Below are 20,678 nucleotides of genomic sequence, written 5' to 3' on the forward strand. Positions count from 1 at the left end.
TCAAATCTTAGGATTGCAGCATCACACACGGAACAACCAAATGCTCATTACCAACACGCGTGCTACGCGCGAAACGTACCCCAATGATCTGCGTTCAATCATGTCTGTCGACAATGCTGAGCAAAGCAGGAAGTGGCTCTCGACATGGGGTGGCATCTATCCAGGGTCAACACCGCTCTACGCGCTGGACGGACTTGCCACTGCACTGGGCGTGGGACAGATTCTCGTGAAGGATGAATCGGTTCGTTCCGAACTTGGCAGCTTCAAGGCACTCGGTGCGCCGATCGCATTGGTTAGGTTAATTCTCCGCCTGTGGCCAAACGACGGCCTGGATCCGCAGGCGCTACTTTCCGGCGCCTACAAGACAAAATTCAGCGACTTCACGGTTATCAGTGCGACGGATGGGAATCACGGCAAAGGCTTGGCTGCGGCAGCGCAGAGTGCAGGTTGCCGCTGCGTGATCGTGCTGCATGCCAACGTCAGCGCCGAGCGGGAAGCGGCTATCGCGGCCTATGGCGCAGATATCGTTCGCATCCAGGGCAATTACGACGAGTCGGTGGAGGAGGCCGCGCGCCTGGCTCGTGAGAATGCCTGGCATGTCGTCTCGGATACGTCATATGACGGCTATGAAGAGATCCCGCGTGATGTGATGCAGGGATACGGCACCATCGCAGCCGAAATCGTTGAAGGGTCGGCGCGGTCGAAATCGCCCGTGACCCATGTCTTTCTGCAAGGTGGTGTGGGCGGACTCGCCGCCGGCATCGTCAGCTATTTCTGGGAAACCTACGGCACCCGCCGTCCGACGGCAATCATCGTTGAGCCCGAGCAGGCGGACTGTCTTTTCCAGAGCGCCCTCAGCGGTGTTGCAGCAAAGGCCACCGGTTCCGTGGACTCCGTGATGGCGGGCCTGGCTTGCGGTGAAACCTCGCCACTGGCCTGGCGCTTCCTGGTATCAAGTGTTGACTACTTCATGACCGTGAAGGATGAGGATGCGGTTCAAGCCATGCAGGTGCTGGCCAAGGGCAATGAAAGTGACCTCCCCATCGTTTCCGGGGAATCTGGCGCCGCTGGTCTGGCCGGCCTGATCCAGCTGATGCGCGATCCCAAGCTCGCACGGCAAGCTGGACTGGACCACTCGTCCACGGTGCTGCTGATTAGCACAGAAGGTGCAACTGCACCGGCGGTTTATGAGCAACTGGTGGGCGAATCCGGCTTGGGCGTGCTGGCGCGGCAAAAAGAGTTTCTCGATCGCAGAGCGAGCCACTACGCGTAACCGGTTTCAACATAAAAGTAAACATGAACACCAGCGCCGCCACACGTGAAGCCGCAATCGCCAGCGCCGTCGAAACCTACGACTCAGGCCGATTCCTGACGGACCTTGACCGCCGTGTCGCCTATCGGACCGAGAGCCAGGAACCGTCCCAGGCGAAACACCTTCACGCCTATCTCGAAAAGGAAATTTCGCCACTGCTCCATCGGCTGGGATTCGAGACGAAGCTTGTGCCCAACCCGAGCGACATCGACGCGCCGGTTCTCCTTGCCAGTCGCATTGAGGACATAAACCTCCCGACGGTCGTCACCTACGGGCACGGCGACGTGGTCCGCGGTTACGACGACCAGTGGCACAAAGGCCTGGAGCCGTGGAAGATCGTGGTCGATGGCGATCGCTGGTACGGCCGCGGCATTGCTGACAACAAGGGGCAGCACTCCGTGAATTTGGCCGCGCTCGAGGCTGTTATGAACGCGCGAGGTGGCAAGCTCGGATTCAACCTCAAGATCATCATGGAGACCGGCGAAGAAGTGGACTCCCCCGGACTAAACCAAATCTGCGGAGCAGAACGCGACTTTCTAAGTGGCGACGTCTTCCTGGCCTCGGACGGACCTCGAGTGTCGGCTGAGCGACCCACAGTTTTTCTTGGGTCGCGCGGCGAGCTGAATTTCGATCTGGAGCTTGATCTGCGAAGTGGTGGGCACCACTCCGGGAACTGGGGCGGCGCGCTGCGCAACCCCGCAGTTGTCCTATCGCACGCGATTGCCAGCATGGTGGACGTCAACGGCCGCATCCTCGTCAAGGGGCTCATGCCGCCTCCAATTTCTGCAGCTGTCCGTGAGGCGTTGTCGGACATCGAACTCGGCCGGGACAGTAGCGCTCCCGAAGTGGACATCGACTGGGGTGAGCCCGGCCTGACACCTGCTGAAAGAGTGCTGGGCTGGAACGCGCTGGAAGTGCTGGCATTCAAATCGGGCAATCCTGACGCGCCCGTCAACGCGATTCCTCCGACAGCGCGTGCGCATTGCCAGTTGCGCTTTGTGGTGGGAACCGACTGGGAGAACGCCCAGAACTATCTCGATGAGCACCTCGCCAGGAACGGCATCAAGCATGTGAATGTCATTGTCAAGCCTGCGGTCACGGCGACCCGCCTGGACCTTGACGACCCTTGGGTCAAGTGGACGCTCGATTCGATTCGTAAGACCACGGGCAAGAAGCCTGCACTGCTGCCGAACCTCGGCGGCACCGTGCCCAACGAAATCTTCGCGAACACGCTCGGCCTTCCCACGGTTTGGGTTCCACATTCCTACCCGGCGTGTTCGCAGCACGCGCCCAATGAGCATTTCCTGGGCTCCGTTGCCCGCGAATCGCTGGCGCTGATGGCGGGCCTCTGGTGGGATCTTGGGGAAACGGCTTTGAATGTGATCTCCGCACGGAAGCGTGCAGGTACTGGCTCCGCCTGACTTCACTCCATCGAACGCCTAGCGCTCATCCGTGAAGTTGCCCCCTTTTCGCGGACACCTTCCGTACGGTAGAAGTCGAAGTGCCCAAATCAAAGCGGCCATACCCGGCGGACCAACATGGGACGCTATGTCCAAAGACATCAGCACCAAATTAATTCACCAAGATTACCAGGTCCCCAGTGGATACGAGGCCGTTCCCCCGGGGGTTTCCAAGGGGTCGACCGTGCTATCCCCAAGCGTAGCGGACGTCCGCCAGCGTCTCCGTGCATTTGGCCACCGCGACGGCTACAGCTATGGCCTTTACGGTACACCCACGACAGATACCCTCGAGCAACGTCTGTGCACGCTTGAAGGTGGCCGTCATTGCCTGCGAGGACCCAGTGGCCAGGCGGCAATCACCGTGGTCAATCTTGGATTTTGACGGCGGGCGATGATGTGCTTCTTCCCACGAATGTGTGCCAAATGGCATCTGTCGAATTTGCTCGGCAGCTCATGCGGTAGGTAGACTGCCAGTTTCTGTCAAAGGCAAGTTGCGCTGGAAAGTTCGGGCGGCGGATTAGATAGAGATGCCTCTCTGTGTACTGAACTGCCAGGTGACGGATGATCCTCGAACCACAGCGGACGCGGTCTGACCTAGCCGCTGTTCGACCACCGGCCGCCACGGCACCAAGCTAAAGCCCAGCCCCTCATTCAATATGGCAAAGCGGCCGCTAGCCAACTGAATCGAACGACTGTAAACGCCGCTCACAGAATGGCCATCACGTAGCGGCCGGTACGCTAGTCCGGTTTGCTGGTGGAGCGCCTTGCCAACTGCAGCCAGCTCACGATGTTTCAAGGTGGCCAGCAGGTTTCGCGCGAAAACTACTCGCTGGTCATGCCGTTCGGCCAAGCCCCGTTCCGCAAGGAAATCGACACGGTCGCGCATTGCATCGCGTGCTTCAACCCCAAAGCCTTGTCCGCCCACGGCCGAGTCGCCGCCCAACAACTGCCTATCCAGCCAGGTGGCGCCCATGGTGCGCACTTGCTGTTCAATGGAGAGATGCGACCGCAGCTCGATCACCAGCCCATTATTTTTCTGTATGTCATGCGTTCGAGCTTTCTCCAGAAGGTCCGGCGGCACTTTCCAGACGCCATCAGCGATGCGCTCAACAATGCCGGCGCGGCGCAGCGCTTCGAGCCGGCGCACGTGTGCATCGACAGTGGCCTGCGGGTCGGAATCGCGAGCTTGCTTCAGTTTCACCACGTGGTCGGCTGCCTTGTAGAGGCCGTCTCTGGCGATGGTTGCGATGTGGCGGTCCACCGGCTTCTCCTGATCGGGGACTCTAGCCTCCACGATGCCATTCATAGGCAGTTCTGCGAGGTCGGCACCGGGTGGCAGCTTCAGGTAGTGCGCCCGTCCGTCAATGCCATCGACCACCAAGTAGCTGCGGTCGTGCAGTTCGTCGGCCAGCCCCTTGCCCGCGATCCGACCGATGACAGAGGAGGTTGGACGATCATCGATCACACATTCCCGCCGCTGGCCCTTGAGCGCACGGCGTACCGTCTCCAGCGCATCCTCGCGCTGGCCCATGGCGTTAAGTGTGGCCGCCATCTCGGGCTGGAGCTTCCAGTGGTTCGCGTCAATCCTCTCGACCAGGCCCATGCCTTCGAGACGCTGCAGCCGTGCCCGGAGTACGCTCTGGCGCTGCTGGTCTTGCGGGGTAGCCGTCAGGTCGATGCCATCGGCGCCAGCTTGCCGGATCAGCGCCCGATCCAAGCTGGTGAGTCGCTGCTGGTTGACCTCCCGCAGCAGGCTCTGACGGATTTCCGCCTCGGTGCGCGGCCCCAGCCGTTCGGTCGCGATCTCGCTGGCGCGCAAGCGCATGCCGTGCGCCATGTAGTCAGGGGCGATCACAAGATCTTCCCGGCCGCTGGCAGGCCCGCCCGTGTGGCCGTTCAGCACGATGTGCGTGTGCGGGTTGTCTGTGTCCCAATGGTCCACGGCCACCCAGTCAAGTCGGGTCTCGAGGTCGATCTCCATGCGGCGCATGAGCTGACGAGTGAAGCCCTTCAGGTCTTCCAGCTCTAGGCCGTCCTCGGCCGAGACGATGAAGCGGAACTGGTGGCGGTCGCTCTGCCCGCGTTCCTGAAAGGCCTTGAGGTCGGCCGCATCGGCGTCGGCGCCGTAGGCCTGGCCCTTCTGTCCATTGCGTGTAACGCCGTCGCGCTCGATGTAGCGCAGGTGTACGGCCACAGAGTTCGGGCTGGCACGCCGCAGCACGACGAAGCGGGACTTAATGACCACACGCCGCGCATTCGGCCCCAGACGCTGGCCGGCCAGGGAGGCCGCGACGCGGCCACGGCCGAACGTGTTGGCGGATCTGCCAAGGCCCTTGCCGGAGGGCTTTGCGCCGGTCTTCGACATCTGCTTGAGAACCTGTGAAACGAAGCGCTGCGAGCGCGGCCCGCCCCGCGACTTCGGTGCCGCGGGCTTGACCCGAAAGCGATCCTCGTCATTGCCAGCCATGAAGACTCCAGCGCACAGTGGCGCAGCGCATCGGAAACGGCACGCGGCAGACGCCACTGCCATGCGGATTCCAGTCTCTGCGCGGCACGCGCAAGACCCCTTGCGGTGCCGCCGCAAACCCACGTGCAGACTGGCCTGGAGGGGCGCGACGTGCCACCCCTTTTATCTGGCCCTCCGTCTCCGCCTTCCGCATCCGCTCCCGGCTCCGACCTGCCGCCAGCCGCGCACCGGGTGCGCAGCGCTGCTCGAGGGGCAGCAGCGATGCAGCGCGAGCTGCACGCTGGCGGCGGGCTCCCTGCACGATGGAATGAAGCGCGGGCGCATGCTCGGCTGCATTCCAGTGGCATGTTGCGTGATGCGATAAGGCAGACTTCATGGCGCGTTCCAGGTCCACAGCGGCCGCGCGATGCCGAGCACGGCGAAGACGGAGATGGGGCCAAAGTAGCGGCTGTCGAACGACGCCGGGTTAGTGTCGCTGAGCAGGAACAGTTCGCCGCTGGCGAGGGGGCGGCAATGCTGCCAAGAGTGCAGTGGCCGGCGCGCGCCGTCATGGGTGAGTGCGGTCGTCGCCACTGCGCCATCAATCAGCACGACCTGTTCTCGAACGCACACCGACTGCGGTGAAATGGCGCCGATACGCTTGAGGATCGGAACACCGCTCGGCAGGTAGCGGCGTTGTGCTGCGAAGGCCGCCACGTCGATAGGAAGCCGGGCGAGCACGATGCTGCCGACGTGCAGCGCAGCTGCGCTGTCGATGCTGCCGACCTGGTACCAGCCGCGCGGCACACTGTCCGTCGGGTTGTAGACCAGGAATACACGTTCCTGCACCGACATCGGCATGAAGGCCGGCGCGCACAGCGCAGCCAGGCCGATGCCCATGCCGGCAAGAAGTACCCGCCGGCTCATCGCAGCGCCCCGCGCGCAACATGCGCCGCATGGCGCTCGCTGGTGTACTCCGGCAACGACTGGCGCGCAGCCAGCCGGTTGCCGACGGTCTGCCAGTATGTGGAGGCAACCATAGCCGGTTCGATGCCCAGCGCTTCGACGGCGTCGATCCTTTCGAGCACTGACTTGACCTGCTGTTCGCCATCGGCGCGCAGCAGGATGCGCGCGCCCGGCACCACGCCGGCGATGCGCTGTGCACCATCGAACGGCATCGGTGCTTGCAGGACCGTGAGCTGCCAGAGCGCCGTGCCGTAGTCGTTGCCGATCCATTTGACGCGACAGCACACCGCATTGGGCTCGAAGATTGCCACGCGCCGCCATCGGTCGAGCACCGTCTCGCGCACCGGCTGGCCGAAGCGCAGCCAGACGTTCACGCGATGCTCGACGAAGGCGAGCGAGACGCGCATAGGGGTAGGCTGTGGCGGCAGCGCTGCGTGAGGCCAGGTCTGCGCGCCAATGGGCGACGGCTGCGTCATGACTGGCCTCCACCGTATTCGCACTCCAGCAGCGCGCGCAGCATCTCGGCCGCAGTGACGCCTCGTTCGAAGGCGATCACCTTGATGCGGCCCCGCAGCGCCGGCGTCACGTCGATGGTGAGGCGCGCGGTGAAGATCGACGCCTTCGCGACGTTCTCCGGTGCATCGGCCTGGCGCACCCAGGTCGATGCCGGGTCAGCGGCAGGTTTGCGGCCGATGGATGCCCGCTTCGGCGTTGAGGATGACGATGGACCCGTCATCGCAGCATCTCCTGCACTGCCTGCGCCAGTGCCGCGATCTCGCGCGCGGCGGCGCACTTCGGCGCGGCCTCGCATGCGAGCCGGCCGGCGGCCACGCTATCGGCGAACACGATGCGCTGCGAGACTTCGGTCTGCAGCGCGGCAAACGGTTGGTCGGCCAGGGCGGCGCGCGCTTCGCGGCCGATCACCGTGCCGACCACACGCCGGTTGATCACGAAGGCCGCGCGAAGCTGCGGCCTGAACACCCGGGCTTCGGCGATGAGCGTCACCATCTCGTGGCTGGCCCACACGTCGTAGGCGCTGGGCTGGACCGGGATCAGCACCAGGTCGGCGGCCAGCAGCGCGGAGCGCGCAAGGGCCGCAACGCGGGGCGGCCCATCGATCACCACGTAATCCGCCTCTCGGGCGATCTGCGGCGCCTCCTGGTGCAAGGAGTCCCGCGCCAGCCCGAACACGCCGTAGAGCCTTCCCTGGCCGTTCTGAAGGCGCCGCTGCGCCCAGTCAAGGGCCGAGCCCTGCGGATCGGCATCGAGTAGCGTCACGCGGCTCCCTGACATCGCCAGTTCGCCGGCCAGGTGCGTGGCGAGCGTCGTCTTGCCCGCACCGCCTTTCTGGTTGAGCAATGCGATCACCTTGCCGGGCCGGGTTTGTCTTCCTGGCAAGCGGTCTTCGGATGTTCGGACTGCCTCCCACGAGGCGCTGCCCGCTTTTTGGGCAGCTTCGGTTCGCGCGCGCGTGACTTCCATTTATGTATCCCTTTAGATGTTTAGGGAGGCCCGAAACCGTTGCTGGGCGCGGGTTGCGGGCGGTTTTGCGCCGGTGATCCACCGATGTTTGCGCCGGCGATCACCCGAGTCGCGCGCCGGTGATCCACCGAGCCCGTCCCCATGAAATCCACAGGTTCTTCAACAGAAGCTGTGGATAAGTCCCGGTCGACACGAACAGTGGATAAGTCGGTCTTCGGGCAGTTGTCGATGCAAGGGTGAAAGGCGAACCACTCGATTCCGCCGGTACGTTCGACGGACAAGCGGTAGCCCGGAAGCGCCTGGCGCAGTGCGAGACCGCGCACGTGCGCGGCGAAGTCGCGCGAGCGCTGGAGCGCGCCGGACTTCAAGTACAGATGCCGCATCTCGAAGCGCCAGCCATTCGGCTGCCGCCCGCCGTGCTTCCGCACGAGCCGGTACAGCCAGCGTTCGATGCCGCCTGAGAGCCGGAAATACGTGGGATCAAGCGTGAGCACGAGCGCTTCTTCCATCACGCCGGTGAAGAACCAGTCGGCCAGGATCAGCTCGATGCCCTCCGAGCGCCCATCCGGGCGGATGTACTCCTTCCACTCGTTGATCCATGAGAAGCGGTGCACCCGCTTGCCACCGTTCGGGCGCTCGCGCTGACGCAGCGTGGTCGCGACGGTGGTGGACTGCAGGCGGTCCAGCGCGGCGCGCAGCGCGAGGTAGTCGCTGCGCCCGGTGCCCCGCTGCGCAAAGCGCAGGATCTCGTAGGGCGTAGCCACCATCAGCCGCGAAGGCGGGATGCCTTGTTTCTTGGCCTGGATGATCTGGCTGGCAGCCCAGATCAGCACGTCGGCGTCCCAGATGGTGGCGATGCCGTGCTCGGGCACACCCTCTACGGTGAGCGAGATGCCACCGGCCTCGAAGCGGATCGGCACGATGCGCGGCGTCTTGGCCAGCGAGAAGAAGGGGTAGGCCATCAGGTCCTGCGCATCACGCAGCGCCATGCCGTCGTGCGGCAGCGCGCGGAACAGCGAGAGCTGTTCGCGTTCGCTCATGCGCTTGGACATACGGCGTTGCCCAAGGTAGGTCAGCGGACGGAGTCGCGCTGCACGTAGCCCGGATCCGAGGTCATGCCGTAGGTGTGGCTGTCAGCCCAAGCGCGCAGATCGGCGGCGGCGTAGACCACGCGCGCCCCGAATTTGCGAAAGCGCGGACCCCCGCCGAGCACCCGCTGCTTCTCCAGCGTCCGCGGCGACAGCCGCAGGAAGGCGCCGGCTTCGTCGGTGGTCAGGAACTCGGGATTGGGCGGCGCAGCCGGAACCGCAGCAGGCTGCGGCGCAGCCGCTGCGGTCGTGCGGTGAGGAAACGAACTGCCAACTGCCATGACGGACTCCATCGCTGTCGATGGGCCGCAAACCATTCGCGGCCCGATGGAGGCAGTCTCGGGAATCAGGCCCGATCAAGGCAGGGAGAGATTCAGCGCACCGGCTCGTCTCCGGGGTGGTCTGCTGTGGTGTGCGGCACGCCGGCGAGAGCTAAATAGCCGCCGGTCACGTATCCCTGCGCACGCCGCAGCAGGTGGCGCACCTGCGCGCGCAGTTCGCCATCCTCGTGCCAGCGCAGGACGACGGCTTCGAGGCCGAACAAGGCTTGGGCGATGTCCCGGTGCGATGCGCCCGCCTGCGCGGCATCGAGCGCCTGCAGAGCGCGCAGATGCAGCAGCGCGGCGCGGGTGACCGCCCGCGCAGGATCGACCCGGGGTGCATGACCTTCCAGGGCCTGTGCCTGCGCATGGAAGGCATCGAGCTGGCCGCGCAGGCGCGGCGTCAGCGGCGCGGCACCCGTGTACACCGCGCCGTCTGCGAGGGCCCCTGACAGCGACAAGCGCATGCGCTGGGCGTTGAGGTCGGCAGTCAGCGCCAAGTCGGGGCCGTCAAGCGCTAGGCGCTTGCGGCCGGGGATGCGCCACAGGTCGAATCGGCGAGCTACTGCATTGTTGGCGTGCGCAGCACGCACATGCAGCAAGCCGTCAGAGGACGACAGCCAGAGTGGCTGTGCGTTGCGACCATCCATGTCCGGATCTTCGGCGCTGTCGCAACCCCCAGCGTGCGAAAGACACTACGCGCTCGCGGCATGTCCAATCCGTGCGGTAGCCTGGATTGCGGCGCAAGTATTCCCAGGCGAGGGCTGGGTTGTCGAGGTCGAGCACGTAGAGGTAGGCGGCAGAGATGCCCCATGGCGCGCCGGGCAGATCTTCGAGATTAGGGTTGGTCACAGAGTCCTCCTTTGGAAGAGGAACGCTGCCACAGGGAATGAGGCGCGAGGTCGCTTTCGAGGCGACGCTGGATCGCGCAAACGGCGACCCGGCCGGCGATCGCGTCAGTCGTTGATTGATCCGTCTCGCTGGGCGTCTGCCAGGTAGCCCGAGAGCGGCTGACGCGGCTTGAAGTGCGGATCGGCCACGATGCGCATGCCGCGCGGGCCGCGGACGCCTTCGAGGGCCGAGAGGCTGACTTGCCCCAGCTCTGGGCTGCCCGTGCCGGCGTCGCACAGGCCGAACGCCTTGTCCCCCTCGGCGTCAAGCTCAGTGAGCAGCCACGCCGCACCGGCGTCCAGGGTGTAGAGCTTGACCACGGGCAGCGGGTCGACGGTTTCGCCATGCGCCCGCGCTGCGCCATTGGCCAGCAGCCGGATTCGCTGTTCTTCGGTCAGGAAAGTCATGGTTCTCGCGTGAGGCCGTTAAATACTAATTCGCAGGTGGCATAAAGCAAGTCCCAGAAGCGACGCCCAGACGCTTCCTACCGGCCGGTAGGAATTCGTCTTTTTCAGCACGCCAAACCGAAAACGCTGCTGGCAAGCTATTTTATGAGTTAAAGATAACGTGGTTTTAATTGCTTTAAAACGTAACGCTTCTGTGTATGCAGAAGCAGGGAATACAGCGCGGGCGGCCGACCGGCGCGACGACATTCGAGGCAGGCCCGGCACGGGCCTTTGGTGATGCGGTGCGCGCCATGCGTACCGAGGATGGCGTTGCCCAGGAAACCCTGGCGCACCGGGCCGGCATCGAGCGTTCGCACATGGGCAAGATCGAGCGCGGCGAGCACATGCCGACCTTGGCGATGATCCTGAAGATCGCGCGAGCGCTCGAACGCAGCGCTGGCGAATTGATGCTGGAGACCGAAGCACGTCTGCCCAAGAAAGAGGGTTAGGACGAGATTGGCCGCCGACCGTCGCCGGCGGCCAATGAACCGCGGCTAGACCACGATGCGCCCGGCGACACGCGCCTCTCGCGCATACGCGCTCAAGCGTTTCTGTGCCTCGAAATGCAGGTCCTGTTCAACGGGCAGGCCCAACCGGCCGCGCACGGTGGTGACCTCTGCAAGACTCACCCACCCCAGTTCGGGAAACCCCAGTCCGAGGTCGCAAAGCCCGAACGCATGGTCGTGGTCGTCCGGGTCGATCTCGGTCAGCAGCCAGGTCGCCCCGGCGTCCGGGGTAAACAGCTTGACCACCGGGGCGGGATCGAAGTTTTCCTGTTCGAGGGACTGCCGGCCGTTGGCCAGCAGCAGCGCGCGTTGTTCATCGGTAATGAGCTTAGTCATGGTCTTCTCCTTGGAAGGATTCAGGGCGGGATTGCCCGAGACCGGAAGCAGCACGGCGCAGCGCAGCCGTCAGGGTTCGACAGACGGCCGCAAGGCCGCCAGCGTGCACAGCACGCGCAGACCTTGACGGTGAGAACGGCGTGATACGGTGCAGGGAACAGCAAGCCAGCCCTCCCCTCGCCCCTGCTCCTGCAAACGCAGTGCGCAGCGCCGACAGGCGCGAAGGCGTCAGCGATGAAAGCCCGAAGGGGCGAGACGCCACCGGCGGCTCGATGCGCAGCACGACAGCGCGGCCGGCATCGCCGGAGACGCACAAGAACGCTTGGGCTGGATGACGGATATGTGGAGAGTCGTAGAGCCAGCGATCCGGCATTCAACAAACCCTCTGAAGCGCAAAGCCGCCTTCACGAATCGCCGTTGACCCGTGGAACCGCAAAACCAGGAAAGCGGATCGGCGAGTAGACGCAGATACGGGTTTACTCATTTGGGAACATCCGCAAAGCCGCTAGGCAGGTGCCTGCCTGCGCAGATCTGCTGTCGCTCAACAGCAGCACCGAGCGAATACGATGTCTGCATGGAAGCTGCTCAACAAGGAACCTCGGACGATCCCCTGGAAATCATGCTCCGTCGTTCCGACGAGCTGCACGAAGCCCTGCTGCACCTGCTCGACGGCGCCGATTTCGATCCCTCTCCTCGTGGCGAGGCTGCCTTCGGCATGTGCTCCGTGGCGCTCGAGCATGGGCTCAGCCTGCGCGCCTTGATGGCGATGGGATTGGCCACGTCGGCAGTCGGCCTGATGCGGCTTCAGTTCGAGGCCTTGACCCGCGCCATGTGGCTGCAATATGCAGCCAGCGATCTGGCCATCGAGAAGCTCAGCGCACCGCTGACCCTGCAGAGCGAGCAGGCCGCGAAGAATCTCCCCTCGGCCAGCGAGATGATCGAGCAGATCGGCAAGCGCGTCGGACCCAACGTGCCCGCGGCCGCGCACCAGATGCTGGCGCACTTCAAGGACGTGTCCTGGCACGCCATGAACTCTTTCGTGCATGGCGGCATCCACCCGCTGCGCCGACAGTCCGAGGGCTTCCCGGTACACTTGGCCCTGCAGATCCTGCGAAATTCCAATGGCCTGCTCACGATGACCGCCATGACCCTGGCGGTGCTGACGTGGGATGAAGCCGTCGCCAAGCCGATGAGCAAGATCCAGCCCGCGTTCGCCGACTGTCTGCCTGACTTGTTGAAGTAGCGGCCTTGCAGGGAACAGCGCCCCGCTAAAGCGGGGCGCCGAGGGCGACGCTCAGTCGCCCTTGCTGCGCGACCAGATCAGGTTGTGCGCACCGTCCTCGCCTTCGACCAGGCGGGCGTAGATCGTTGCCGGGAACGACGGATCATCGAGGGTCACCGAGAGGTAGGGGCGTTCGGCCCGGCTGAGCTTCTTCCACGCCGCGCCGATCTCGAAGTTGCCGGCGACGATGCGGTAGTCAGGAGCGTTCTCGCTCTCCTTGTCGTTGGGAACGATCTTGACCTTGACGTTGAGCGTCAGGGTGCGAACCGTGCCGGTGTAGCTGTCGTTCTGTGCGGTGAAGGTGCCGATGTTGGCCATGATGAAGTCCTTTTGAAGTTGACCAGGTCGCGCCCATCGCGGCCTTGGCGTGATCCGATGGGTGAGGGTCCGGGCGCGCCGCATCCCATAGCGAAGCGGAGGGGCCGCAACGCAGTGAAGGATCGGGAGGCCCGAGAAATTTGCCTCGCGAGGAAGACCGCAGGTCGGGGAAATTTGTCGGGCCGGACGGTTGCGGCGAACAAGCCCGAGGCGGCGCGAAACAAAGTGCAGCGCCTCCGTGCCCTCGCCAGGATTCACGACAAATACAAGGCCGCTGTGGGTGTGATCCTGTCGCGAAAGGACGCATGGCCCCAGCACCGTCTCCGCCGCAACAGTGTTTCCGGCACGACCCCCGAAGCGATCCCAGTCCATGTCAGCCGCGCAACGAAAAGGAGGAACGATCCCACCGCATCCGCGCTGCCAGTAGATCCGGCATTTGTGGCGCGGAAGGAGCTGCGCATCGGAACGCTCTCTGTGAGCCACCGTCGTCTGGCGGACTGTTAGCCCGCTTCCTTCAGGACGGCTCGCACGACATTCGAGCGCAGCAAGTTGCGTCGTGTCCGCGCTCCACCACTGGCGGGGCGCGCATTTCTAGGTTCCAGGGCATTGGAGTGCCAAAACCTTTGTCGCGATGCGCGACTCCATCTGTGCCCGCTGGACAGCCACCAGCGTGACAGTGGCTTCGCAGACGACCTCGTGCGCATCGTGGGCCTGAACGCGGAATGTCGCGCTCCGGTCCCCCAGCCGTTCAAGCCATCCGCGCAGTCGCAGCGGCGACCCTGGCGGAATTGGTCCTCGATGCTCGATACGGATCGAACGGCCGACCACCACTTCAATTGCGACATCGACGTGCTGCTGCATCTCACGAATGCAAATGGATTCGACCACCGCAACCAGGTACCCGGTGGCAAGACATTCGATCAGTCGCTCTGCATACCCGCTTCCGTGCGGAAGCCGCGAGAAAAGCGACTTCGCAGTCTGGTCGGCCGGCACGGTGTATGACTCTTCAAAGAATATCTCGCTGACGCCTTGGTGGTTCATGGGGTATCCGGGTGGGGTTGTCGAAGGCTCGATCAGCGCGCTGGATTGCAGGCGATCGGTGCTGTTCGATGCTCCTGTGACCAGCAGGCATCCCCAACCCACCGCAGCGAGCGCTGGCGTAGGGTGGCACGCAGGGAGCGTTGGGCTTGTGCGTTCCGGAAGTTAAAACGCGCGCGGCAAACCTGCCGCGCGCGTCGCGCCGATTTCTCGATCCCCGGCCTCGCGGCCGGGGATTCATGAGGATCACACCGTTGCGTGCGCGTCCTCTTGGGCTTCGGCATCAGCCTGCCCCTCAGCAAGCGGTTCAGCGCCTGCAACGTCAACTGCCACTGCCTCCTGGGCGCGGAACATCGCGGGCAGCCAGCCTGTACCCGCCGCCAGCCGCTCGGCCTCGCTGGCGATCTGCGCCTTCTTGAGTTTGCCGAGCCGGTTCACCTCACCGCACGCGAAGGTGTGCACCCCTTCCAGTGCCTTGGCCTTGGAAACGTGATCGAAGTAGCCCGCTGCGGTCGGTGTCCACCACGCGTGCATGTCCAGCCCCACGGCCTGCGCCAGCGCAGCAGCCGGGGCCTCGTCCTCACGCGAGGCGATGGCCGTTACCGTAAAGCCCACGCACACCGCCAGCAACGACAGCTGTTCCTGTTGTGGCATTGCCAGCAACTCAGCGAACAGCGCATTCGGGTCGTGGGGCAGGCGTTCAGCCCAAGCCTCTCGCACCTGCCGCATCCCCACAGCAGCCGGTGCCTCGGCCACGTCTGGGGCGTACTGCTCCAGCCTGTCTTGCGGATTGGCGGTGATGTTGATGGGCGAACCGTAGTGCGCGTCATGAATGACGCGCAATGCAAGCCGATGCACCACGGCGACCAAGGCCACCTGCGGGTGCCGAGCAACTTCCGCCTGAAGGGCGGCGGTTCGATGGGCACTCAGACGCTTGACCAGCCTCTCAGAAATGGTTAGTTTGGCTTCCTGCTGTTCGCCGCCCCCTTTGGTTTCGTCATCCGGACTGTGCCCATCACGCTCCTGCTGCCGCAGCGTCTTGGCCTGCTCTTCGCGCAGCAGCCCACGATGCACGATCACACCGCCCATGTGGTCGAGCGACACCACAGCCCCCGCCGCCGCCATCGTGCGTGGCGGATAGACCACCAGCGTGCGTTCGATGGCTTCGAGTTCGTTGCCCAGACCGTCCATCTCGTCCTGCGCAGCCTGCGCCTGCTCGTCCGTCATGTCCTCGTTCTCGTCGTCGAGGCGGTCTTGCAGCTTACGTTGCAGCGCTTCGAGCTTGGCGATGCGCTTGGTCTCGGCCTTGCTCGGCTCGCGCCGCTTGCTGCGCATGCGCTGGAACTGGTGCAGGTCGGCGTAGGTGGCACGCGGGGCCACGTCCACCCAACCCCAGCCCTCTGCCTGTACCTGCTCGGCCATCGGCGCGAGCCGGTCTTTCGCCAACGACTCAAGCAGGGCCGCGTCCGTGAGAAAGATGCCGTTCTGTTCATCCGCGAACAAGTCACGCCGCACAGCGCCGCCAGCCTGCTCGTAGACCGGAACCCCTACGAACTTCGCCAGCGCATCGCGGTTCGCATCGATTTCCTCGTGCGTGAGGTGATCGCGCAGCGCCTCCGGACTGCGCTGCCACTGCGGGGACGCATAGAACGCCGCTTCCTGTGCCGCATGGTCGTCGGTGATGGCAAGCGCCATCAGCTGCTCCAGCGTCACTGCATCAATCCGGTAGTCGGCCAGCAGGCGCGGCGAGACGTTGGCGAGCTTCAACCGCCGCTGCACAACCAACGGGGTCACGCCGAAGTCGGCGGCAATGTCCTCGATGGGCCGTCCCTCGGCCACCAGATCGGCGAAAGCCTCGAACTGGTCGGCCGGGTGCATGGCCTCGCGCTGCACGTTCTCGGTCAGGCTTACCGTGCGCGCCGCCGCATCAGACCCCAGCAGGCAGGCCACCTCGAAGTCCTTGGCGAGCTTGCGCCGCTTGACCAGCAGCTTGAGCGCGGCGAGGCGACGGCGACCGGCCACAACCTCGTAGTGCTCGCCATCAGCGGCCAGCACCACATTGAGGTTTTGCAGCAAGCCCACACGGGCGATGCTCGCGGCCAGTTCGGGAATCGACGTGCCGCCGCTCTTGCGCACGTTGCGGCTGGAAGGCCGCAGCTTGGACAGCGGAATCAGCAGCAGTTCCTGCGCAGCCGTGACGGCTGCGACAGCAGCGGCGACGGCAGTGGTTTCGTGAAGGGTAGCGGTGTTCATATTTGAAAACTCCTGTCCCGTGTCGGGACCTTGAAAATGAAGAAAAAAAAAGCGGAAGGGGGTTCAAGATGTCGGTGTCTGCATGCGCGGCTCTCCTGTGGTTCCCCACCCCAGCCGGATTCCAAGATTCGGAGCCCGGTGTTGGCTTCGGTGGGTTCGGCGCAGTGACCTGGGCTGGTCGCCGTTGCCGCCGTCTTTCCTGAGTTCATCGCCCGCGAAAAACCGGGCCGGCGGGGACTGGCCGTCAAGGAAACAAGCGCAGGGTTGGGGCGGCCCGCAGCCGAAGGCGAGGACACGGCCCTGCGCGCCTTGACGGCCAGGCCTCGGTGGCTACGGTCGCGGGATCAGCGATGAGGGAAGGGAAAGACGGATTCCCGGCCAACGGCCAGGGAAGCGACGGACCCACGGCCGCGCGGCGAGCGCCACCGCGTGTCGTGGGCACGCCTAGCTGGAGGTGAACAAGCGCGGAGCGCGCTTCGGCAATGTGCGCTGGCCGATCAGGCGCCGCCTGTTCGGCGGCATCGAGGGGCGCCAAGCTTGCGCGGCGGGGATTGGCTTTAGCCAGTCCCCTGGAGACCCCCGACCACGCGCGCAGCGCGCACGACAAAGAAAGAATCAAAGGGCCCGCAGGCCCTTTGTGTCACAGCAACCCGCGCTCCGCAAAGCTCAGCACGTCGCGGCCCGCGACGATCAGGTGGTCCAGCACGCGCACGTCCACCAGCGCCAGCGCCGCTTTCAGCGTCTGCGTCAGGTGCTCATCGGCCCGCGAAGGCTCGGCGACCCGTGATGGATGGTTGTGCACCAGGACCAGCGCCGCCGCATTGCGCGCCAGCGACTCCTTGACCACCTCCCGCGGATAGACCGACGCCTGGCTCACCGTGCCGCGGAACAGTTCGACGTATTCGATCAGCCGGTTCTGCGCATCGAGCAGCAGCACCGCGAACACCTCATGCTCCAGCGCTCCGAGCTTGACGCACAGGAAGTCGCGCACCACCTGCGGCGACGACAGCACCTCGCGCCCCTGCAACTGCTGCCCCAGCAGCCGCTGCGCGGCCTGCAGCACCTCGCCGGTATCGGCCGGCCGGTAGTCGCCCGCGACATCGCGGACCAGAAGAACGGAAGAATCAAAAGAAAAGAGATCGTGTGCCATCGTCGGCTCCGTGAATCGGGCGGGATTGCCCGAGACCGGCACCAGCACGGCGCAGCGCAGTGGTCAGGGTTCGAAGACGGCCGCCAGGACGCAAGCGCACAAGGTGCGCGCAGACCTTGACGACGAGAACGGCGTGCTACGGTGTAGGGAACAGCAAGCCAGCCCACCCCCTCACCCATCGGCAAGCGGAGCGCGCAGGCGGGAACGCAGAGACGGCCGGAGGCGTCAGGGATCAAAGCCGAATGGCCGCGACTCGGCACGAGGCGCGGGGCAACGCCCGCGAGCCCGGCGGCATCCAGTGCCGTGACGCCAAAATGGCGCCGCCGAGCAACCAGTTCCCGCCCACGCCGAAGCTGGATAAAACTACAGTAGTCCGTTACAATACATCACAGCGAGTTGCCAATGGGAAAAGAAACAAGCATCGAGTGGACACACCACACCTTCAACCCCTGGTGGGGTTGCGTGCGCGTGTCCGCTGCTTGCGACCATTGCTACGCGGAGACTTGGGCCAAACGCTTGGGCGAGGATGTCTGGGGTGCGAAGTCCGAGCGCCGGTTCTTTGGCGACGCCCATTGGAAAGAACCACTGAAATGGGATCGCGAAGCCAGGGCTCAAAACGTCCGGCGACGCGTGTTCTGCGCGTCCATGGCGGATGTCTTCGAGAACCGCAAAGATCTGATCCCGCACCGGCTGCGTCTCCTCGAACTCATCGATGCAACACCGCATCTGGATTGGTTGCTGCTCACGAAGCGAATCCATCTGGTTCGCAAGCAATTGCCGAAGGGCTACCAACTGCCGTCAAACGTTTGGCTCGGCGCAACCGTAGAGAACCAGGCTGCCGCCGGCAAGCGCTTGAAGTACCTTATGGAATTCACGACGCCATCGGTTCGCTTCCTCTCTTGCGAACCATTGCTCGGCCCCCTGGATCTGCGAGAGTGGCTTCAAATCGGCGCCACAGGAACGCGAGTGGACTGGGTCATCGCCGGCGGCGAGTCCGGTCCAGGTTCACGGCCTATGGAACCCCAGTGGCCTGAGGACCTACGCAAACAATGCAACTCAGCCGGCGTAGCATTTCACTTCAAACAATGGGGCCACTGGGCCCCCATTGAACAAGCCGCAAATGCTTTGACGGCGCGCACCGCGATCCATATCGTTCGGCGCGATGGCTCGGAGGTCAAGCTGGCTGCAGTCGGAAAAGGGAAAGCCGGACGCTCGCTGGGTGGTCGCCACTGGGACCAATTTCCAAGTCCAGGCAGGCCGGTTTAGCAACCACCGCCCAATACCGCAGAAAGGCTCGCTCTTGGCACAGAACCACTATGACTGGGCAGACGGACCTGCGGAGCTTGACGCGCACAGCCTGACAAAGCATGAGGTACTGGTCGGATATCTTCTTCGCTATTTCGAGCAGCGGACGCTCAATGCGCGCGGCCGGGAAAGACTGCGCATCACGCTTGTGGACGGGTTCTGCGGTGGTGGTCTCTACACGATCCGGGGAAAGCAGCAGGAAGTCCTTGGCTCCCCGCTTCGCATGTTGGCAGCTGTCGAGGAAGCTCGCGTCCTGATCAACCTGGGGCGGACCAAACCCATCGAACTGGATGTTCAGTACGTGTTCATCGACAAGGATGCACGCGCGCTTTCTCACCTCACCAAGGTTCTCAACGATCGAGGATACGGTGCTGAGATCAATCGCTCCATTCATCTCATGCGGGATGAGTTTGCAGCGGCATCGCCCGCAGTTCTGAAACTCGTCAAGGACCATACACCGCGCGCGACGACGGCCCTCTTCTTTCTGGATCAGTACGGCTACAGCGATGTGCCTGCACCGCTGATCCAGCGAATCTTCTCGGAGCTTCCTGGTAGCGAGGTGGTACTGACCTTTCACGTCTCTTCGTTCGCGACATATACCAACGACGAATTCACGGACCATGTCTCCGGAAAACTGGCCATAGATATCCGATCCGCGCTGGGCGGAAAGTCGATCGAGCAGATCAAGGAGGATGATGCCGATTGGCGCCGCTTCATTCAGGCAGCGCTGTACCAGGCATTGGTTCGCAATTGCGGCGCAGAGTATTTCACCCCGTTCTTCATTCGCGGCGAAGGAAGCGGTCACGGCGAGTACTGGTTGGTTCATCTTTCGCGGCATCCGCGCGCGCAGGATGTCATGAAGCAGGTGCATTGGAAGCACCAGAACCACTTTATCCACTACGGCGGCCCCGGCTTGGACATGCTCGCGACCCATACCATGGGTTTCAGACAGGAGTTCAATGGTGGCTTCTGCTTCGATGACGTTGCGCAGCGGCAGTCGGCCGAGGCACTGGTTCAACAACTCGCTCAAAATATCTTCAAGCGCGATCAGCCAGTCCGTATGGGAGAACTGTTTTCCTCTACCTGCAATACCTCACCCGGCACTTCGACTATGTACAAGGAAGCCCTCGAAGTGCTGGTCGGTGATCAGGACATCGTGATCAAGTCAGAAGATGGAACCGCGCGGAAGCGAGCTAGGTACATAAGCGATACCGACTGGATCGAACGCAGCCGTCAGTCGGCGCTGTTCAGTCGTCCGTCGGGAGATCAGGCATGAGTTTTCAGCTCGCGCAGGACGCCGATCCGCTGCCATTGTTACCTGTGGAACTGGGACGCGCTGGGGAAGGCGTTGGCCGTTGGGTTCCGGAGATGAAACACACCTTCCTGGCCAAGTATGTCGAGGGCACTCGGCGGGCCAGAGAGAAATTCAAGCAACGTGTGTACGTGGATCTATTCAGCGGTCCCGGTCGTATTCAGGTCAAGGGAGAGACGATGACGCGTCCTGGTGGCGCTCAGATCGCTTGGCAACACTCTCGTCGCGATGGCGCAGATTTCACGGCGTGTCTTGTCGGCGATCTAGACGCCGCGCGAGCATCGGCATGCGCCGAGCGATTGCTCGCCATGGGTGCACCAGCGCGCGCATTTCCGGGCGCCGCGGAAGCGACCGTCGATCAAGTGCTCAAGGTCATTCCCAGCAACGCGCTGTGTCTCGCCTACCTGGACCCGTACAACCTTGAGTACCTTTCATTCAGCGTCATCGAGAAGCTGGCGCGCCTGACGTACATCGACTTCGCCGTGCACTTCAGCACTATGGACCTGAGACGCAATGTGCTGATGGAATACAACCCGGAGCGTGCGCGCTTCGACGCTGCGGCACCGGGCTGGCGACAGCATGTGGATCCCGCCGCCTTCGTGCGCGGCGACGCCGACGAAGCATTCTTCGACTACTGGTGCGGCTTGGTAAGAGGCCTTGGCTTCTCCATCAGCCAACGTATGCCCCTTGTCCGCGACTAGGGAAATCGGCCCCTTTACCACCTGGTTTTCTTCAGCCGCCACGAACTTCCGAACAGGATCTGGGGT

Annotated in this window: 22 protein-coding genes and 1 pseudogene; 8 read left to right on the forward strand and 15 right to left on the reverse strand. The window is 63.8% G+C overall.

Features of this window, described 5'->3' with window-relative positions; genetic code table 11:
- The first annotated feature begins 40 nt into the window (after positions 1-40).
- From QTH86_RS20320 to QTH86_RS27060, 3 genes are all read left to right on the forward strand, one after another.
- Positions 41-1,273: a diaminopropionate ammonia-lyase gene (locus QTH86_RS20320; protein ID WP_286539769.1), complete on the forward strand. Its 1,233-nt coding sequence runs from the start codon at positions 41-43 to the stop codon at positions 1,271-1,273.
- Positions 1,274-1,296: 23 nt separating this feature from the next.
- A complete protein-coding gene (locus QTH86_RS20325) occupies positions 1,297-2,733 on the forward strand; it encodes a M20 family metallopeptidase (protein ID WP_286539770.1) in 1,437 nt (478 codons plus the stop codon).
- A 127-nt stretch (positions 2,734-2,860) separates the two neighbouring features.
- The gene (locus QTH86_RS27060) at positions 2,861-3,154 is read left to right on the forward strand and encodes a PLP-dependent transferase (RefSeq protein ID WP_353505970.1); all 294 of its coding nucleotides are present in this window, start codon (positions 2,861-2,863) and stop codon (positions 3,152-3,154) included.
- A gap of 135 nt (positions 3,155-3,289) precedes the next feature.
- Here QTH86_RS27060 and QTH86_RS20330 read toward each other — a convergent pair whose 3' ends face one another.
- The 10 genes and pseudogenes from QTH86_RS20330 to QTH86_RS20370 form a co-directional block, all read right to left on the reverse strand.
- The gene (locus tag QTH86_RS20330; protein ID WP_286621158.1) at positions 3,290-5,239 is read right to left on the reverse strand and encodes a DUF3363 domain-containing protein; all 1,950 of its coding nucleotides are present in this window, start codon (positions 5,237-5,239) and stop codon (positions 3,290-3,292) included.
- Between the two features lie 372 nt (positions 5,240-5,611).
- Complete coding sequence (locus QTH86_RS20335) at positions 5,612-6,118, reverse strand: S26 family signal peptidase (RefSeq protein WP_286539775.1); 507 nt, start codon at positions 6,116-6,118, stop codon at positions 5,612-5,614.
- A gap of 23 nt (positions 6,119-6,141) precedes the next feature.
- Complete coding sequence (locus tag QTH86_RS20340) at positions 6,142-6,660, reverse strand: DUF2840 domain-containing protein (RefSeq protein ID WP_444812963.1); 519 nt, start codon at positions 6,658-6,660, stop codon at positions 6,142-6,144.
- Positions 6,657-6,920 carry a ribbon-helix-helix protein gene (locus tag QTH86_RS20345; protein ID WP_286621165.1) on the reverse strand — a complete coding sequence of 88 codons (264 nt, stop codon included), beginning with the start codon at positions 6,918-6,920 and terminating at the stop codon, positions 6,657-6,659. The genes QTH86_RS20340 and QTH86_RS20345 overlap by 4 nt, the downstream gene beginning before the upstream one ends.
- Positions 6,917-7,666 (reverse strand): ParA family partition ATPase, encoded by a 750-nt coding sequence (gene parA, locus QTH86_RS20350; RefSeq protein ID WP_286539778.1) that lies wholly within the window; start codon positions 7,664-7,666, stop codon positions 6,917-6,919. The genes QTH86_RS20345 and parA overlap by 4 nt, the downstream gene beginning before the upstream one ends.
- Before the next feature lie 233 nt (positions 7,667-7,899).
- Positions 7,900-8,718, reverse strand: a pseudogene (locus QTH86_RS20355) (replication initiator protein A); the annotation flags it as partial.
- Between the two features lie 20 nt (positions 8,719-8,738).
- Entirely contained in the window at positions 8,739-9,035 is a 297-nt protein-coding gene (locus QTH86_RS20360; protein ID WP_286539780.1) for a helix-turn-helix transcriptional regulator, read from the reverse strand.
- Positions 9,036-9,127: 92 nt separating this feature from the next.
- A complete protein-coding gene (locus tag QTH86_RS20365; RefSeq protein ID WP_286539782.1) occupies positions 9,128-9,724 on the reverse strand; it encodes a DNA -binding domain-containing protein in 597 nt (198 codons plus the stop codon).
- A complete protein-coding gene (locus QTH86_RS27065) occupies positions 9,681-9,926 on the reverse strand; it encodes a transcriptional regulator domain-containing protein (RefSeq protein ID WP_338053085.1) in 246 nt (81 codons plus the stop codon). The genes QTH86_RS20365 and QTH86_RS27065 overlap by 44 nt, the downstream gene beginning before the upstream one ends.
- A 104-nt stretch (positions 9,927-10,030) precedes the next feature.
- Positions 10,031-10,372, reverse strand: coding sequence for a DUF2958 domain-containing protein (locus QTH86_RS20370; RefSeq protein ID WP_076196765.1), 342 nt, complete (start codon positions 10,370-10,372; stop codon positions 10,031-10,033).
- Positions 10,373-10,569: 197 nt separating this feature from the next.
- On the opposite strand from QTH86_RS20370, the gene QTH86_RS20375 reads away from it, so the two are divergent.
- Positions 10,570-10,860, forward strand: coding sequence for a helix-turn-helix domain-containing protein (locus QTH86_RS20375; RefSeq protein ID WP_076196767.1), 291 nt, complete (start codon positions 10,570-10,572; stop codon positions 10,858-10,860).
- Positions 10,861-10,905: 45 nt separating this feature from the next.
- Here QTH86_RS20375 and QTH86_RS20380 read toward each other — a convergent pair whose 3' ends face one another.
- Positions 10,906-11,253 carry a DUF2958 domain-containing protein gene (locus QTH86_RS20380; protein WP_286621167.1) on the reverse strand — a complete coding sequence of 116 codons (348 nt, stop codon included), beginning with the start codon at positions 11,251-11,253 and terminating at the stop codon, positions 10,906-10,908.
- A 574-nt stretch (positions 11,254-11,827) separates the two neighbouring features.
- On the opposite strand from QTH86_RS20380, the gene QTH86_RS20385 reads away from it, so the two are divergent.
- A complete protein-coding gene (locus QTH86_RS20385; RefSeq protein ID WP_286556183.1) occupies positions 11,828-12,496 on the forward strand; it encodes a DUF6988 family protein in 669 nt (222 codons plus the stop codon).
- Between the two features lie 51 nt (positions 12,497-12,547).
- On the opposite strand, the gene QTH86_RS20390 is transcribed toward QTH86_RS20385, so the two are convergent.
- The 4 genes from QTH86_RS20390 to radC form a co-directional block, all read right to left on the reverse strand.
- A complete protein-coding gene (locus QTH86_RS20390; protein ID WP_076196773.1) occupies positions 12,548-12,853 on the reverse strand; it encodes a DUF736 domain-containing protein in 306 nt (101 codons plus the stop codon).
- A 591-nt stretch (positions 12,854-13,444) separates the two neighbouring features.
- On the reverse strand, positions 13,445-13,894 hold the full coding sequence (locus QTH86_RS20395; protein ID WP_286539787.1) for a thioesterase family protein: 450 nt from the start codon (positions 13,892-13,894) through the stop codon (positions 13,445-13,447).
- A 243-nt stretch (positions 13,895-14,137) separates the two neighbouring features.
- Positions 14,138-16,144 carry a ParB/RepB/Spo0J family partition protein gene (locus QTH86_RS20400; RefSeq protein ID WP_286621170.1) on the reverse strand — a complete coding sequence of 669 codons (2,007 nt, stop codon included), beginning with the start codon at positions 16,142-16,144 and terminating at the stop codon, positions 14,138-14,140.
- 640 nt (positions 16,145-16,784) lie between these two features.
- Entirely contained in the window at positions 16,785-17,294 is a 510-nt protein-coding gene (radC, locus tag QTH86_RS20405; protein WP_286621172.1) for a RadC family protein, read from the reverse strand.
- A 402-nt stretch (positions 17,295-17,696) separates the two neighbouring features.
- Between radC and QTH86_RS20410 the strand changes: the two genes are divergently transcribed.
- Genes QTH86_RS20410 through tcmP form a run of 3 tightly spaced genes read left to right on the forward strand, consistent with a single transcriptional unit; the run spans position 17,697 to position 20,612 of the window.
- Positions 17,697-18,560, forward strand: coding sequence for a DUF5131 family protein (locus QTH86_RS20410; protein ID WP_286621173.1), 864 nt, complete (start codon positions 17,697-17,699; stop codon positions 18,558-18,560).
- A gap of 34 nt (positions 18,561-18,594) precedes the next feature.
- The gene (locus QTH86_RS20415) at positions 18,595-19,875 is read left to right on the forward strand and encodes a three-Cys-motif partner protein TcmP (protein WP_286621175.1); all 1,281 of its coding nucleotides are present in this window, start codon (positions 18,595-18,597) and stop codon (positions 19,873-19,875) included.
- On the forward strand, positions 19,872-20,612 hold the full coding sequence (tcmP, locus tag QTH86_RS20420; RefSeq protein ID WP_286621177.1) for a three-Cys-motif partner protein TcmP: 741 nt from the start codon (positions 19,872-19,874) through the stop codon (positions 20,610-20,612). Before QTH86_RS20415 ends, tcmP begins: the two co-directional genes overlap by 4 nt.
- Positions 20,613-20,678: the final 66 nt, after the last annotated feature.

Origin of the sequence: Variovorax sp. J2L1-78 (assembly GCF_030317205.1) — a bacterium.
Lineage (GTDB): Bacteria > Pseudomonadota > Gammaproteobacteria > Burkholderiales > Burkholderiaceae_C > Variovorax > Variovorax arabinosiphilus.

What these genes read in the sequence shown, in the direction of transcription:
- QTH86_RS20320 (WP_286539769.1), top strand. Translation starts at nt 41, where the DNA reads ATGCTCATTACCAACACGCGTGCTACGCGCGAAACGTACCCCAATGAT.
- QTH86_RS20325 (WP_286539770.1), top strand. Translation starts at nt 1,297, where the DNA reads ATGAACACCAGCGCCGCCACACGTGAAGCCGCAATCGCCAGCGCCGTC.
- QTH86_RS27060 (WP_353505970.1), top strand. Translation starts at nt 2,861, where the DNA reads ATGTCCAAAGACATCAGCACCAAATTAATTCACCAAGATTACCAGGTC.
- QTH86_RS20330 (WP_286621158.1), bottom strand. Translation starts at nt 5,239, where the DNA reads ATGGCTGGCAATGACGAGGATCGCTTTCGGGTCAAGCCCGCGGCACCG.
- QTH86_RS20335 (WP_286539775.1), bottom strand. Translation starts at nt 6,118, where the DNA reads ATGGGCATCGGCCTGGCTGCGCTGTGCGCGCCGGCCTTCATGCCGATG.
- QTH86_RS20340 (WP_444812963.1), bottom strand. Translation starts at nt 6,660, where the DNA reads ATGACGCAGCCGTCGCCCATTGGCGCGCAGACCTGGCCTCACGCAGCG.
- QTH86_RS20345 (WP_286621165.1), bottom strand. Translation starts at nt 6,920, where the DNA reads ATGACGGGTCCATCGTCATCCTCAACGCCGAAGCGGGCATCCATCGGC.
- parA (WP_286539778.1), bottom strand. Translation starts at nt 7,666, where the DNA reads ATGGAAGTCACGCGCGCGCGAACCGAAGCTGCCCAAAAAGCGGGCAGC.
- QTH86_RS20360 (WP_286539780.1), bottom strand. Translation starts at nt 9,035, where the DNA reads ATGGCAGTTGGCAGTTCGTTTCCTCACCGCACGACCGCAGCGGCTGCG.
- QTH86_RS20365 (WP_286539782.1), bottom strand. Translation starts at nt 9,724, where the DNA reads ATGGATGGTCGCAACGCACAGCCACTCTGGCTGTCGTCCTCTGACGGC.
- QTH86_RS20370 (WP_076196765.1), bottom strand. Translation starts at nt 10,372, where the DNA reads ATGACTTTCCTGACCGAAGAACAGCGAATCCGGCTGCTGGCCAATGGC.
- QTH86_RS20375 (WP_076196767.1), top strand. Translation starts at nt 10,570, where the DNA reads ATGCAGAAGCAGGGAATACAGCGCGGGCGGCCGACCGGCGCGACGACA.
- QTH86_RS20380 (WP_286621167.1), bottom strand. Translation starts at nt 11,253, where the DNA reads ATGACTAAGCTCATTACCGATGAACAACGCGCGCTGCTGCTGGCCAAC.
- QTH86_RS20385 (WP_286556183.1), top strand. Translation starts at nt 11,828, where the DNA reads ATGGAAGCTGCTCAACAAGGAACCTCGGACGATCCCCTGGAAATCATG.
- QTH86_RS20390 (WP_076196773.1), bottom strand. Translation starts at nt 12,853, where the DNA reads ATGGCCAACATCGGCACCTTCACCGCACAGAACGACAGCTACACCGGC.
- QTH86_RS20395 (WP_286539787.1), bottom strand. Translation starts at nt 13,894, where the DNA reads ATGAACCACCAAGGCGTCAGCGAGATATTCTTTGAAGAGTCATACACC.
- QTH86_RS20400 (WP_286621170.1), bottom strand. Translation starts at nt 16,144, where the DNA reads ATGAACACCGCTACCCTTCACGAAACCACTGCCGTCGCCGCTGCTGTC.
- radC (WP_286621172.1), bottom strand. Translation starts at nt 17,294, where the DNA reads ATGGCACACGATCTCTTTTCTTTTGATTCTTCCGTTCTTCTGGTCCGC.
- QTH86_RS20410 (WP_286621173.1), top strand. Translation starts at nt 17,697, where the DNA reads ATGGGAAAAGAAACAAGCATCGAGTGGACACACCACACCTTCAACCCC.
- tcmP (WP_286621177.1), top strand. Translation starts at nt 19,872, where the DNA reads ATGAGTTTTCAGCTCGCGCAGGACGCCGATCCGCTGCCATTGTTACCT.